13 protein-coding genes are annotated in these 13,703 nt (G+C 63.3%); 5 read left to right on the top strand and 8 right to left on the bottom strand.

Going from position 1 to position 13,703, the window contains the following annotated elements; genetic code table 11:
* Positions 1 to 8: 8 nt before the first annotated feature.
* The 4 genes from K5R33_RS09700 (at position 9) to K5R33_RS09685 (ending at position 3,078) form a co-directional block, all read left to right on the top strand.
* Positions 9 to 533, top strand: coding sequence for a hypothetical protein (locus tag K5R33_RS09700; protein WP_220748824.1), 525 nt, complete (start codon positions 9 to 11; stop codon positions 531 to 533).
* Positions 534 to 563: 30 nt separating this feature from the next.
* Positions 564 to 1,184 (top strand): ribonuclease HII, encoded by a 621-nt coding sequence (gene rnhB, locus K5R33_RS09695; RefSeq protein ID WP_220748823.1) that lies wholly within the window; start codon positions 564 to 566, stop codon positions 1,182 to 1,184.
* Between the two features lie 118 nt (positions 1,185 to 1,302).
* On the top strand, positions 1,303 to 2,415 hold the full coding sequence (locus K5R33_RS09690) for a site-specific DNA-methyltransferase (RefSeq protein ID WP_220748822.1): 1,113 nt from the start codon (positions 1,303 to 1,305) through the stop codon (positions 2,413 to 2,415).
* Between the two features lie 222 nt (positions 2,416 to 2,637).
* Positions 2,638 to 3,078: a hypothetical protein gene (locus K5R33_RS09685; RefSeq protein ID WP_220748821.1), complete on the top strand. Its 441-nt coding sequence runs from the start codon at positions 2,638 to 2,640 to the stop codon at positions 3,076 to 3,078.
* Between the two features lie 107 nt (positions 3,079 to 3,185).
* On the opposite strand, the gene K5R33_RS09680 is transcribed toward K5R33_RS09685, so the two are convergent.
* Both K5R33_RS09680 and K5R33_RS09675 read right to left on the bottom strand, forming a co-directional pair.
* Positions 3,186 to 3,368, bottom strand: a complete 183-nt coding sequence (locus tag K5R33_RS09680; RefSeq protein ID WP_220748820.1) for a hypothetical protein — start codon at positions 3,366 to 3,368, stop codon at positions 3,186 to 3,188.
* A gap of 150 nt (positions 3,369 to 3,518) precedes the next feature.
* A complete protein-coding gene (locus K5R33_RS09675) occupies positions 3,519 to 4,118 on the bottom strand; it encodes a L,D-transpeptidase (RefSeq protein WP_220748819.1) in 600 nt (199 codons plus the stop codon).
* A gap of 210 nt (positions 4,119 to 4,328) precedes the next feature.
* Here K5R33_RS09675 and dalA point away from each other — a divergent pair, with 210 nt between their 5' ends.
* A complete protein-coding gene (dalA, locus tag K5R33_RS09670) occupies positions 4,329 to 4,838 on the top strand; it encodes a divisome-associated lipoprotein DalA (protein WP_220748818.1) in 510 nt (169 codons plus the stop codon).
* Positions 4,839 to 4,860: 22 nt separating this feature from the next.
* On the opposite strand, the gene K5R33_RS09665 is transcribed toward dalA, so the two are convergent.
* The 6 genes from K5R33_RS09665 to gltB all read right to left on the bottom strand — a co-directional run bounded on the left by K5R33_RS09665 (position 4,861) and on the right by gltB (position 13,648).
* Positions 4,861 to 5,358 carry a L,D-transpeptidase family protein gene (locus K5R33_RS09665; RefSeq protein ID WP_220748817.1) on the bottom strand — a complete coding sequence of 166 codons (498 nt, stop codon included), beginning with the start codon at positions 5,356 to 5,358 and terminating at the stop codon, positions 4,861 to 4,863.
* A gap of 76 nt (positions 5,359 to 5,434) precedes the next feature.
* A complete protein-coding gene (locus K5R33_RS09660; RefSeq protein ID WP_220748816.1) occupies positions 5,435 to 6,298 on the bottom strand; it encodes an SDR family oxidoreductase in 864 nt (287 codons plus the stop codon).
* A complete protein-coding gene (gene queG, locus K5R33_RS09655) occupies positions 6,295 to 7,257 on the bottom strand; it encodes a tRNA epoxyqueuosine(34) reductase QueG (RefSeq protein WP_220749066.1) in 963 nt (320 codons plus the stop codon). The genes K5R33_RS09660 and queG overlap by 4 nt, the downstream gene beginning before the upstream one ends.
* Positions 7,258 to 7,434: 177 nt before the next feature.
* Positions 7,435 to 8,100: an FtsZ-binding protein FzlA gene (gene fzlA / locus K5R33_RS09650; protein ID WP_220748815.1), complete on the bottom strand. Its 666-nt coding sequence runs from the start codon at positions 8,098 to 8,100 to the stop codon at positions 7,435 to 7,437.
* 31 nt (positions 8,101 to 8,131) lie between these two features.
* The gene (gene mtgA / locus K5R33_RS09645) at positions 8,132 to 8,815 is read right to left on the bottom strand and encodes a monofunctional biosynthetic peptidoglycan transglycosylase (RefSeq protein WP_220748814.1); all 684 of its coding nucleotides are present in this window, start codon (positions 8,813 to 8,815) and stop codon (positions 8,132 to 8,134) included.
* Between the two features lie 294 nt (positions 8,816 to 9,109).
* On the bottom strand, positions 9,110 to 13,648 hold the full coding sequence (gene gltB / locus K5R33_RS09640; protein ID WP_220748813.1) for a glutamate synthase large subunit: 4,539 nt from the start codon (positions 13,646 to 13,648) through the stop codon (positions 9,110 to 9,112).
* Positions 13,649 to 13,703: the final 55 nt, after the last annotated feature.

Below are 13,703 nucleotides of genomic sequence, written 5' to 3'. Positions count from 1 at the left end.
GTGCCCCCATGTTCCGACAACTCTCTGCCGCGATCCTGTCCATCGCGCTCGCCCTGCCGATGACCACCGCCCCAGCCCGCGCTGACGCCGAGGATGTGGCAAAAGTCCTGGGCGGCCTGGCCGCGCTCTATGTTCTGAAAGAAGCCATCGACCGGCGAAACGACCGGCGCGATCACAGCGCCACGCGCAATCAGACGCACCGCCCGGGCGTACACCACCACCACCGTCACCGCGACGGCACCTGGCACCGTCATTCCGGCGGCAACGCCCGGCACAGCCACGATCACGCGCGCCACACGCCACCGCGTCACAACAACCGCGTCAATCGCGTCCCGGATCGGTGTGCTCGCTATCTTAACACCAACAGAGGACAGGTCCTGGCCTACGGCGCCCGGTGCATGCAACGACATGTGGCCCGTCCGGGCAGCTTGCCGCCCCAATGCATCCGTCGCGTGAACACCGACCGCGGCTTGCGCACGGTTTATGGGCGGGGATGCTTGCGGCGTGAAGGCTGGGCCATGGCACGCCGTTGACCGCACCCCGAGGCGACGTACAAGCGGGGTATGCCCCGTCTCGCCGCCCCCCCGCCCGATCTGAGTTACGAGCACGCCGCCCAAGCCCAGGGCGCGCGTGTCATTGCGGGTGTGGACGAAGTGGGGCGCGGACCCTGGGCCGGACCCGTCACCGCCTGCGCCGTCATCTTGACGGGGCCGACCCCAGACGGCCTGACCGATAGCAAAAAACTCAGCGCCAAGCGGCGCGAGGCCCTTGTGCCACATTTGGAGGCCTGTTGCCTCATCGGCATCGGCGAGGCCTCTGTCGCGGAAATCGACGCGCTCAACATCCGGCAGGCCACCCATCTGGCCATGCGGCGCGCCGTGGCGGCATTGCCCCAGGCCCCCGATCACTTGCTGATAGATGGCATCGATTGCCCGGCCTGGGTCGATTGTCCACGGGACACGATCAAAGGCGGCGACGGGCGATCATTGTCCATCGCAGCAGCATCGGTTCTGGCAAAAACAAGGCGAGATCAGGGCATGGTTACCCTGGCGCAACAATTTCCCGGCTACGGTTGGGAGACGAATATGGGTTATGGCACCGCCGCCCATCGGTTGGGTCTCGCTGAGTATGGCGTCACACAACATCATCGGAGAAGCTTCGCACCGATACGCAACATGTTGTAGGTGAAAGGCGCCCCAATTCCGCCCCATTCCCGTTGTGGACCATTCATCCACAGCCCGTCATCTTGGTCTCACACAAAGGCGACCCCGACAAATGAGGGCGCCGCATGAGGCGACAGACATGGCAAGACCTACCCCGGAGGCCCCCGCGCTTCCGCTCGATACAATATTGGCTGGTGACTGCGTGGCGGCGATGGATGCGCTCCCAGAGGCGTCTGTCGATCTGATTTTTGCCGACCCACCTTACAACCTGCAACTGCGGGGCGATCTGCACCGGCCCGACAACTCAAAGGTGGATGCGGTCGACGATCACTGGGATCAGTTCGACACCTTCGCCGCCTATGATCGGTTCACGCGCGACTGGCTGCGGGCCGCGCGTCGTGTCCTCAAGCCAAACGGCGCCATCTGGGTCATCGGCAGCTATCACAACGTGTTTCGGGTGGGCGCCGCCATCCAAGATGCTGGCTTTTGGGTGTTGAACGATGTGGTGTGGCGCAAAACCAATCCCATGCCGAACTTTCGCGGCAAACGCCTGACCAATGCCCATGAGACACTGATCTGGGCGTCCAAATCCGAAAAGTCGAAATACACCTTCAATTACGAGGCGATGAAGGCCCTGAACGAAGGTGTGCAAATGCGCTCCGACTGGACCTTTCCGATTTGTACGGGGCACGAACGGCTCAAGAACGAACGTGGCGAAAAGGCCCATCCCACACAAAAGCCCGAAGGCTTGTTGCACCGCGTTTTGCTCAGCACAACGAACCCGGGCGATGTGGTCCTTGACCCCTTCTTCGGCACCGGCACCACGGGCGCCGTGGCCAAGATGTTGGGACGTCATTTCATCGGGATCGAGCGCGAGGACGACTACCGCGCCCTCGCCACCCAACGCATCGCCGACGTCCGCCCCTACGAGAAGGCCGCCCTGGAAGTGACAACCTCCAAACGGGCTGAACCGCGCGTCCCATTCGGCCAGTTGGTCGAGCGTGGCATGCTGCGGCCTGGTGAAGAGCTGCTGTCCGGTAACGGTCGCTTCCGCGCCAAGGTTCGCGCCGACGGCACGCTTGTGGGCAAGGACCATAAGGGGTCGATCCACCAGGTCGGTGCCGCCTGCGAAGGGGCGCCCTCCTGCAACGGCTGGACCTATTGGCACTTCAAACGCGAGGGCAAGCGCGTGCCCATCGACGCCCTGCGCCAGCAGATCCGCGACGAGATGGCGGGCAAACGCCTCAGCTAAAACCAACACCAAGTTACCGCCTGCGCCCGCTGTCCAATGTCCGGCGGGTGCACCTTGACCCCCTGTGCCCCTGTGGCGCCGGGGGTCCTTTTTTGTTCGTTTTCGCGCAGGGCGGTCTCAGATCACGTCGCCGTGTGACACGATGACCGGGCCCGCGCGGCGGCCCACCTCCGTCGTAGCCCCCTCATCCCGAGCGGGCGCAACACTGACGGACCAAAACACATGCAGACCCTTTCTTCCCGTTCTACTGCCTACGGGCTGTTTTCCATCCGTGTGTCGTTATTCCTGTTCATGCTGGCCTGGGCCTTGGTCAAAGTGACCAACCCGGCGGCCTATGCTGGCGAGGGGATCTTTGCCACGTACTATGGCACCGGCCTTGGAACCGGTCTGGTCTTGGCCATCGGGGTGGCTCAGATCGCCTTTCTTCTGGCCTTTGTCGCAGGCGTCGCGCGCATGATCACGACCGGCGGCGTCCTGGCGATGAACGCCGGTACGTTGCTGGTTTCGCTGACGACGATTTTGCCGACCTACGTGGGCGGTGGAAATCTGTTGTTCGTCGCGTCTCTGCCGGTCTTTGCGGCGTCTCTAGCGCTGTTCCTGATGCGCGATCAGGATACCCTCCTGTCCGTGGATGCCGCGCGGGCCAGCACAGTCACGGCCTGACAAACGTTTGGGGAGGCTCACCATCTGGCCGCCCCAAACGAAAAGAGCGCCCCCGGAGGGACGCCCTTTCCTAAGTCTCAACCTAACAGGTCGCGACGCTGGTCGGATCAGTCCGAAGCAGCGGCAGCGGCAAGCAGGATCACGGCCAGGATCGGCACGATGATACCACCAGCGGAGGACGAGGTGTCCTCAACGATGACAACGGGCTCGACCGGGGCCGGAGCAGGGTTGCCAGCGAAAGCGGCGGTGGCAGCGACCGACATAGCGGCAGCAAGAGCAAGTTTCTTCATAGGATATCCTCCAAGATACGCCATCGGTGAGGCGACAGTTGCCACACCATATGGCACCCAAGACTGTACCTCGTGCGACTCGTTAAGCAGCTAAAGCAGGGGTTTGCAACGCCGACCCAGACGCCGATCGGCAGCTTTGCCGCCCTCTCGTCAAATTAGCAACACTTGCGTGCCCACCTTCGTGAGGTCGAAAACCTCGGCAATATGCTCATTATAAAGCCCGATGCACCCCGAGGATGAGCGGCGTCCAATCTTGCGCGTGTCATGGGTTCCGTGGATCCGATAATAGGTCCAGCCAAGGTAGAGCGCATGGGTTCCCAGGGGATTGTCCGGGCCTGGCCCAACCACCGCCGGCCATTCTGGATTGCGGCGACGCATGTTTGGCGTTGGACGCCAGGTCGGGCCGACCACCTTTTGCACCACCCGTGTCCGACCCCGCCGGGTCAAATCCTCGGATTGGGGGACCGAAGACGGGTAGAGGCGATATCCCCCTGATTCCTCCCAAAGGTGCAGGACGCGGCTTTGGATATCGACCAGAATCGCGCCATTGCGCAGAGTCGGGAAATACGGCTGCCAGGTCAGCGCCCGAAAGCTAGAGGTATTGCGGCGCGTCGTCGCCGAGAGGGGATCGCGGGTCTGGACGGTGTCCGGAAGGGTCTGAGCAACCGCCGGACTGGCCAAGGTCGCCGCCAGTGCCACCCCCGACCGCAATAATTGACGACGAGTCGGACGTTGGACCGGATTTGACATGCACACCTCCTGCAAGACGGCGTTGACCGAGCGGCCCGCGCCGCTCTCCGTCCTTCGACGTTACGCCCAAGGCAGCACACAATCCAACCTCCCCCATGGGCATGGCGGCAAACCTGCCACAAAGGGTTACAATTCTGTCAAGCCAGGGATTTGCGTCACCCCCTGCTCCGCGCTAGTCCAAGCCGGAACAGACCTCCGGGGGACCGTCGAATGAACCGTCGCACTGCTCTGATTTTGCTGGCAAGCACCGCGCTGGCGGCCTGCGCCCCGCCGCCGCCCACGCTGGGGCCCGATGGAAAACCGCTGCCCAAACTCTACCGGATTTCGAGCACCGACGCCCGCCGCATCCCCTTCCGTGCCCTGGACGCCGTGAACGCCCTGCGCCAAGGCGCCGGCGTCAGCCCCCTAGAACTCAGCCCGGAACTCACCGCCGCCGCCGAGACGCACTCCCGCGATATGTCCCTGCAAAACCGTCCTTGGCTGTTCGGGTCCGATGGATCGTCACCATTGGATCGGGCGTCCCGCGTAGGGTTCACCGGTCAGCTGCTGGGCGAAATGATCTCGGAATCCTTCGAAAGCGAACTCGAAACCATCGCCGCCTGGATGCAGGACGGTGACAAAAGCTCCATCGTCCTGAACCCCGCGGGCCGCCGCATGGGCTTCGCCTTCTTCCAGGAGCCCAACGGAAAGATCTGGTGGACGATGAACATCGGCACCTGACACCCCTCATCGGTGCGGCAGCTTAGGCGTAAATGTCGATGGGCGTGCCGTTCTGGACCATGGCATAGACGGTCTTCATTTCACGGTTTTTCACGGCGATACAGCCGGCCGTCCAATCATTGGACCGCCCCCGGCGTTTATCGCCCCATCCGTGGATGAAGATATCCCCCCCGGGCTTTTTGCCCTGCGCCGCCGCAAAGGCACGGTCCGCCGCGTTGGGGTAGTCGATCCCGATGGACAGATAAAACGCTGAGTTCGGGTTGCGCCGGTCGATGTGGTACCGGCCCTCCGGCGTTTTGCCGTCGCCTTCGAACTGCTTTGGGCCAGCGGCGGTGAACCCCAACTGAACCCGATAGGCCTTCAACACACGGTCATGGTGCAACAAGTACATGCGCCGCGCGGACTTCTGCACCTCAACCCGTGTGACCTGCGGCCCGTCGTAGGTGATGAACTTACCACCACAGGCTGCTAATGTGGATAAGCCGCCAAAGATGGCGGCGCGACGCGTGACCTGCGACATGAAAAACCGGTCCCAAACCCTGACTGCTCTTTTCGAGTGTCATACCCCAAAAGCCAGCACGGGAAAATGCCCGTCGTCAGTCGGCGTCCTCCTGTCGCAGCAAATCCGCAAGCCCCACGCGATAGTCGGGGAACCGCAACTGCACACCCAACTCTTCCTTGATCCGGTCGTTTCGCACCTTCTTGGACTCGGCATAAAAGCTGCGGGCCATGGGCGTCATTTCTGCGGTGGCGAAGTCCTCTGACGGGGGCACCGGCACGCCCAAAAGCTCCGCTGCATGACCGATAACATCCTCGGGCGGAGCGGGATCATCATCACACAGGTTATAGACCGCCCCCGGATTGGGCCGCGCGATGCTGGCCGCCAGAACCTGGGCGATATCCTCCACATGGATCCGGCTGAACACCTGGCCCGGTTTGACGATCCGCCGCGCCGTTCCGGCCCGTACCTTGGCAAAGGGTCCCCGGCCCGGCCCATAGATCCCGGCCAAGCGAAAGATGTGCAACCCGGCGCCCGTCCGCGCGCAAAGATCCCGCCAGGCGCCCTCCGCATCGACCCGCAGCTGCCCCCGCGCCGTCGACGGTGACAAGGGCGTCGCCTCGTCCACCCATCCGCCGCCGTGATCACCGTAGACGCCCGTTGTTGACAGGTATCCCACCCACTGACCGGGTCGCAGATGCGTCTCTAACGCAGCCGAATAGGCCACCAGCACCGGGTCCCCCTCCACCCCTGGACCGGCTGAGACCAAGAGGTGGGTCGCCCGGCCCAGCGCGTCCTCCAGCGGCGCACCAAACAGCACCGGGGTCACGCCTTGGGCGCGCAAGACCTCCGCCTTGTCAGCTGTCCGCGTCGTCCCGATGACCTCCCATCCGTCGGCCAATAGCGTCGGCGTCAACGCCCGCGCCGAATACCCGTGCCCAAAACTCAGCAAGACTGTCATAACCGCTCCACCGCCCACCGAGCGGCATCCGCCACCGCCGCATCCGGGTCATCACAAAGTGTCTGTACAAGGGGCTTGAACTGCGCATCCCCAGAATTTCCGATGGCATAACACACATTTCGCACCATCCGATCCCGCCCAATCCGCTTAATCGGCGACCCGGAAAACCGCGCACGAAATGCGGCGTCGTCCAAACAAGCCAACTCGGACAGATCCGGCGCCCGATGGGGCCCATGATACCGTAGGTCCGAGGCATTCACTGCGAACTTGTTCCAAGGACACACCGCCAGGCAATCGTCGCAGCCATAGATCCGGTTGCCCAGCCCTTCTCTCAGCGCAGGATCAACCGGCCCGCGATGCTCTATGGTCAAATAGGAAATGCACCGCCGCGCATCCAATTGATAGGGCGCGGGAAACGCATCGGTGGGACAGATATCGAGGCACCGCCGACAGGATCCGCAGTGATCGACCTCTGACGGATCAGGCTCCAACACGGCCGTGGTAAGAATCGCCCCCAAAAACACCCAATTTCCAAAATCCCGCGACAGCAGGTTGGTATGCTTCCCCTGCCATCCCAGACCAGCCGCTTGGGCCAGCGGCTTTTCCATGACCGGGGCCGTATCGACAAAGACCTTCACCTCGCAGGCGGCCTCCGCCACCAGCCACCGTGCCACGCGCTTCAACGCCTTCTTGACGATGTCGTGGTAATCGCGCCCCTGGGCATAGGCGCTGATCGCCCCCCGCGTTCCATCGCGCAGGTCCTCTAACGGATCATGGGCGGGGGCATAGGAATGGGCCAGCATGATGACAGACCGCGCCTCCGGCCAAAGCGCGCTGGGGTCGCCACGCCAGGCCATGCGGTCCGCCATCCAGGCCATCTGCCCGTGCCGTCCCTCGGTCACGAAGTCGGCCAAACGCTCCGCCAGATCGGGCACAGCCGAGGGATCGCAGACACCCATGCGGATGAACCCCGCGGCCCGGGCCGCCGCATCCAGGCGCGCTTTCACCGTCAAGGCAGCCCCTCCATTAAGGTTAACAACCTCGACCGGATCAGCGCGCGCCCCCTCCCCATCACGGGTCCAAAAATACTCATGTTGGGCCCCCAAGGCTGGGCCAGCCGGAAATCGGGGGAGCGCTCAGAAATCCAGATCCGCATAATGGGCGGCCGGTCGAAACCCAGGCACGACATCGGCCAGGATCGACCGAAAAGCCGGTCGCGACTTGATCTTGGCGTACCAATCCCGCACGCCCTCGTTCCGGTTCCAATCCACGTCTGAGCTATAGTCCAAGCACGACAAGTGCGCAGCCGCTGCGAAATCGGCCAACGTCAAATCCGGCCCCGCCAACCAACGGCGCTGATCCAGCAGCCACCCCATGTAATCCAGGTGGAACTTGATCGCCTTCACCCCGTTCTTGACGTTCGTCCCATCGGGATAGCCCTGACGGGTCAGCTTCTTGTTGATCCGCTCATAGACCAGTTTCGACGTCACCTCCCCGTGGAACTTGTCGTCGAACCAAGCCACAAGACGCCGGACCTCGGCCCGCTTTTCTGGCGTGCGCGGCATCAACGCAGGCTCCGGCACGGTCTCTTCGATGTACTCACAGATGGCCGAACTGTCAGACAGGGTCAGCCCGTCCATCCGCAACACGGGCACCTTACCGGCGGCGTTGCGACGCAGAAACTCAGACGATTGCTCCCAATACTTCTCGTCGATCAGCTCCACATCCAGCTTCTTCTCGGCCAAGGTCAGGCGGACCTTTCGACAAAACGGCGACAGGGGAAAATGGTAGAGCTGGATCATGGCTCCGAAATGCCTCGCCTGCGGTTCGTTTTCAATCCTCGAAACAGGCCGCGCGCCCATCGGCGCGAATGGTCGCTGCCCCGTCGACAATCGCGGCGGCCCGACGGGATAGAAAGGCCGTCGGGGCCGCCGCATCGCGCCCCTTCGGATTGGGCAACACCGCAGCCATTAGGGCCGCCTGCCGGGCGGAGATCTCCCCAGCACCGCGCCCGAAGTAAGCCTGTGCCCCCGCTTCAACTCCAAAGACACCTTCGTCGAATTCCGCTACGTTAAGATAGACCTCGATGATCCGCCGCTTGGGCCAGAGCAGTTCCATCAAGGGTGTCAGGCCCGCTTCCAACGCCTTGCGAACCCAAGACCGCCCCTGCCACAGAAAGACATTTTTCACCACTTGCTGACTAATGGTCGAGGCCCCCCGCGTCCCCCCATCCTCGATCGCGCTGCGAATGGCCGAGACATCAAACCCCCAGTGCCGACAGAAGTTGGCATCCTCCGCCGCCACAGCCGAGCGCGCCATGACGGGTGCCATATCGTCCAGGTCCACCCAGGTCCGCGCCACACCGGCCAATCGCGCATCCTCGCCAATAATGTACGGAGTCGTCGGCGGATCGATCCAGCGATAGGCCAAAACCCACAGGACCACGAGCATAAGACCCACCATCACCCCACGGCGCACCCATCGCACAGCCTGCTGGATGGCCGTCGTCAACCGCATCCGCAGGGTCGACTTCGCTTTCTTTCGCGCGCGCTTGGAAGGTTTGGCTGTTTTCCGGACCACAAGCGTCAGAAACCGATGATTCCCCCTCAGGTCAAGGGTGGGCGCCCGAAATGCGGACTGGCGCTCCCAGGCCGTTTCTTCTCGGCCTAAATACCTCCGGGGGGCGCCAAAGGCGCGGGGGCAGCGCCCCCTCCCCCATCACCACTGGCTATACCGCCCGAGCAACGACATAGCGCGAAGGCGCGCGCCGAGCGAGGCCGGGCCTTGGCCCGCCCGAGCTCGGCGCTCCAGTTACTCCGCTGGAACCGCTGCCATGTCCTCGGACAAAGGCGCAGGCAGGTGGATCAGCATCTCGGTCGGGCAGACCTGGACGAAGTTCGCCTTTTCCTCTTCCCAATCGGCGAGGATCAGGCGTCCCTTCCGGGACCCGGTCTCTTCCACGTGCCGCTCGATCAACCCGCGCAACTGGGTCTCCCAATGGGCGACCGTCACCGGCCCGGTCTCCAGCGTTTCCAAGTTCATGAGGCTGAGCGCCGTGCCCTCAGGGTCATAGACATAGGCCATGCCCCCCGTCATCCCGGCGCCGAAGTTACCCCCGATCTCCCCCAAGATCACGGCGACACCGCCGGTCATGTACTCACACCCGTTGGAGCCGCAGCCCTCGATCACCACAGAGGCGCCGGAGTTGCGCACGGCGAACCGCTCACCGGCCCGACCAGCGGCGAACAGATACCCATCGGTGGCGCCATAAAGCACCGTATTCCCGATGATCACGTTCTCATCGGCCTTCAGCGCCGAGGCCATGGGCGGCCGCACGACGACCGTGCCCCCGGACAACCCCTTACCGACGTAGTCGTTGGCGTCGCCCGAGACTTCGATCTTGAGGCCCGGTGACAGGAACGCACCCAGCGATTGGCCAGCCGAGCCTTGCAGCTTCACCGTCAGGTGATCGGGCTGCAACCCGTTCCGCATCCCGAATTGGGACACCACATGGCTGGAAATCCGCGTGCCGACGGTACGGTGCGTGTTCTGCACCGCATATTGCAGCTGCATCTTCTCACCGTCGTTCAGGAACCGCGCGGCATCCTTGACGATCTGAGCGTCCAGCGTCTCGGGCACCGCGTTGCGGGGCTTGTCGCGGTTGTACGCGATCTTATCCGCACCATCGACGGTGATCAGCAGCGGGTTCAAATCCAGGTCATCCAGATGGGCCGACCCACGCGATACCTGCGTCAGCAGGTCGGCGCGTCCGATCACCTCGTCCAAGGACCGAGCCCCGATTTCCGCCAGGATCTCCCGCACTTCTTGGGCGTAGAAGGTGATCAGGTTCACCACCTTATCCGCCGTGCCGGTGAACTTGGCCCGCAACTCTTCGTTCTGGGTGCAGACGCCCACCGGGCAGGTGTTCGACTGGCACTGACGCACCATGATACAGCCCATGGCGATCAGGGCGGCGGTGCCGATCCCGTATTCCTCGGCGCCCATCATGGCGGCCATGACGATGTCACGGCCCGTGCGCAGACCGCCGTCGGTGCGCAGGGTCACCCGCTCCCGCAGGTTGTTCATGGCCAGAACCTGATGCGCCTCGGTCAGGCCCATCTCCCACGGCAGCCCCGCGTACTTGATGGACGTCGCAGGCGAGGCGCCCGTACCACCATTGTGGCCCGAGATCAGGATGACATCGGCCTTGGCCTTGGCCACACCGGCGGCAATCGTGCCCACGCCCGAGCTTGCCACCAGCTTCACCGTCACCTTACAGCGCGGGTTGATCTGCTTGAGGTCGTAGATCAGCTGCGCCAGATCCTCGATGGAATAGATATCGTGGTGCGGCGGGGGCGAGATCAGCGTTACGCCCTTGGTCGAATGGCGCAGCCGCGCGATCAAGTCCGTGACCTTCATGCCGGGCAACTGCCCGCCCTCGCCGGGCTTGGCACCCTGGGCGACCTTGATCTCCAACTCTTCGCAGTGGTTCAGGTATTCGGCGGTCACACCGAAACGCCCCGAGGCCACCTGCTTGATCTTGGCCGACGGGTTGTCGCCATTGGGCTCCGGCACAAAATGCGCTGGGTCTTCGCCGCCCTCACCCGAGTCGGACTTCGCACCGATCCGGTTCATCGCAACGTTCAGCAGCTTATGCGCCTCGGGCGACAGGGCGCCCAACGACATGCCCGGCGTCACGAACCGCTTCCGAATGGCGGTGATCGACTCGACCTCCTCCAGCGGGATGGACTTGCCCATGGGCTTGATCGCCAACAGGTCACGCAGGTGGATCGGCGGGTTCGCCTTCATCGCGTGGCTGAACTGCTTCCACAGCTCGTAGGAGCCACGGTCACAAGCCGCCTGCAACATGTGCATCGTCTGCGCTTCCCAGGCGTGCTTTTCGCCCGAGCGGCGGGCCTTGTAGAACCCACCGATGGGCAGCACGTTGGTGCCACCGCGCCAACCGGCGGCGTGGACCTGTTCTACCTTCTTTTGCAGACCGCTGATCCCGATGCCGGAAATCCGCGACAACATGCCAGGGAAGTATTCTGCCACCATGGCGCGGGACAGACCCACGGCCTCGAAGTTCAGACCACCGCGATAGGAGGAAATCACCGAGATCCCCATCTTGGCCATGATCTTCAACAGACCAGCATCCACTGCCTTGCGGTACCGGGCCACGGCCTCGGTCAGGGTGCAATCCAGCAGGCCCTTCTCGATCCGGTCGGCCAGGGTGTCCTGGGCCAGATAGGCGTTTACCGTCGTCGCCCCGCAGCCGATCAGAACGGCAAAGTAATGGGGATCGATACATTCCGCCGACCGCACGTTGAGCGAGCAGAACGTCCGCAGGCCCTTGCGCGTCAGCCAGCTATGCACGGCAGAGGTGGCCAGGATCATCGGCATGGGCACGCGATCTTCGGCCTGGAACCGGTCCGTCAGAACCAGATGCCCAGCGCCCGAACGCACGGCCTCCTCGGCCTTGGCACGGATCTCCTGCAAGGCCGTGCGCAAAGCCCCCTGCCCGCCATCGGCCGGGAAGGTACAATCGATGGTGACGACGCTCTCGCCCATCTGATCCATGATCGCCTGGAATTGGGCATTGCCCACAAACGGGCTGTCGAGAACGAAGATTTCGGTCTGCGACCCATCTTCGTCCAGCACGTTCTTGAGGTTCCCGAACCGCGTCTTCAGGCTCATGACCCGGAACTCGCGCAAGCTGTCAATCGGCGGGTTCGTCACCTGGCTGAACGCCTGGCGGAAGAAATGGCTCAGCGGGCGGTACTTTTCAGACAGCACGGCCGACGGCGTGTCGTCGCCCATGGACGCCAGCACTTCTTTCCCGTCCTCGGCCATGGGCGCCAGGATCTGCTCGACTTCCTCGATGGAGTACCCGGCAGCAATCTGGCGGCTGCGCAGCTCTGCGCCCGCATGGACAGCGGTTTCCGTAACGCCAGCCGTCACCTCTTCGAGGTTGGTGATCCGCTTGACCCAATCGCCAAAGGAATGCTCCTTCGACAGCTCGTCCTTCAGCTCCGCATCATGCAGCAGGCGGCCCTCGGCCATGTCCACAGCGATCATCTGGCCAGGGCCCAAAGCCCCCTTTTCGACCACGGTCGCCTCATCCACGGGCACCATGCCCGCCTCCGAGCCGGCGATTAGCAACCCATCACCCGACACCGTATAACGCATCGGGCGCAGGCCATTCCGGTCCAAACCCGCGCAGACCCAGCGCCCATCGGTCATGGCCAGGGCCGCGGGGCCGTCCCATGGCTCCATCACGGCGTTGCAATAGGCATACATGTCACGCCAAGCATCGGGCAGTTCGACCGCCGCCTGGGACCAGGACTCGGGCACCAGCATCGTCTTGGCCATGGGCGCGTTCCGCCCTGCCCGCACGAGAACTTCGAACACCGAATCCAGGGCAGCAGAGTCGCTGGCCCCCTGGGGCACGATCGGCTTGATGTCCGACGCATTGTCCCCAAAGGCCGAGGACGCCATGCGGATCTCGTGGGACTTCATCCAGTTGACGTTGCCCTTGAGCGTGTTGATCTCACCGTTGTGGGCCAGCATGCGGAACGGCTGCGCCAGCCACCACTGCGGGAAGGTGTTCGTGGAATACCGCTGGTGATAAATGGCAAAAGCGCTCTCAAACCGCTCATCCATCAGGTCGGGGAAGAACTCCGCAACCTGTTCGGCCAGCATCATGCCCTTGTAGATGATCGACCGGCAGCTCAGCGAGGCCAGGTACAGGCCCGGCTGCTGCGCCGCGATGGCCGACTTTTCGATGCGGCGGCGGATCACGTAGAGGTCGCGTTCGAATTCTTCCTCGCTCACGCCTTTGGCGTTGGAGATCAGGATCTGCTCAATCTCGGGCCGCGTTTGGTTCGCCTTTTCGCCCAGGCAATCGATGTTCACCGGCACGTGACGCCAACCATAGATGCTGTAGCCCATGGCCAGCACTTCGGTCTCGACAATCGTCCGGCAGACCTCCTGCCCACCGAAGTCATTGCGCGGCAGGAACACCTGACCCACAGCCAGAAGCTGATCCATGTGGGGCTCGTGCCCGGTGCGACGCACCTGATCGTAGAAGAACTCCACGGGGATTTGCACGTGGATGCCCGCGCCGTCGCCCGTCTTGCCGTCAGCATCGACCGCGCCCCGGTGCCAGATGGCCTTCAGGGCGTTGATCCCAGCTTCGACCACCTTGCGGGACTTGCGCCCCTGGATGTCGACGACCAGACCCACCCCGCAGGAGGCATGTTCGCTCTCCTGATGATAGAGGCTGGTGCCGTCCATCTTGGTGCGCATCTCCACCTGCTGGCGTTCCCATTCCGTGAAATAGTGGGTCATTATGCGTCTCCTTCGACAGAGCGGCCCAGGGCCGAGTGTAGGGATGCGGATGGGC

The organism is Jannaschia pagri, from assembly GCF_019655435.1.
Taxonomy (GTDB): domain Bacteria; phylum Pseudomonadota; class Alphaproteobacteria; order Rhodobacterales; family Rhodobacteraceae; genus Jannaschia; species Jannaschia pagri.
The sequence above is the reverse complement of the archived record's forward strand: the minus strand, read 5'-3'. Positions and strand labels throughout refer to the sequence as shown.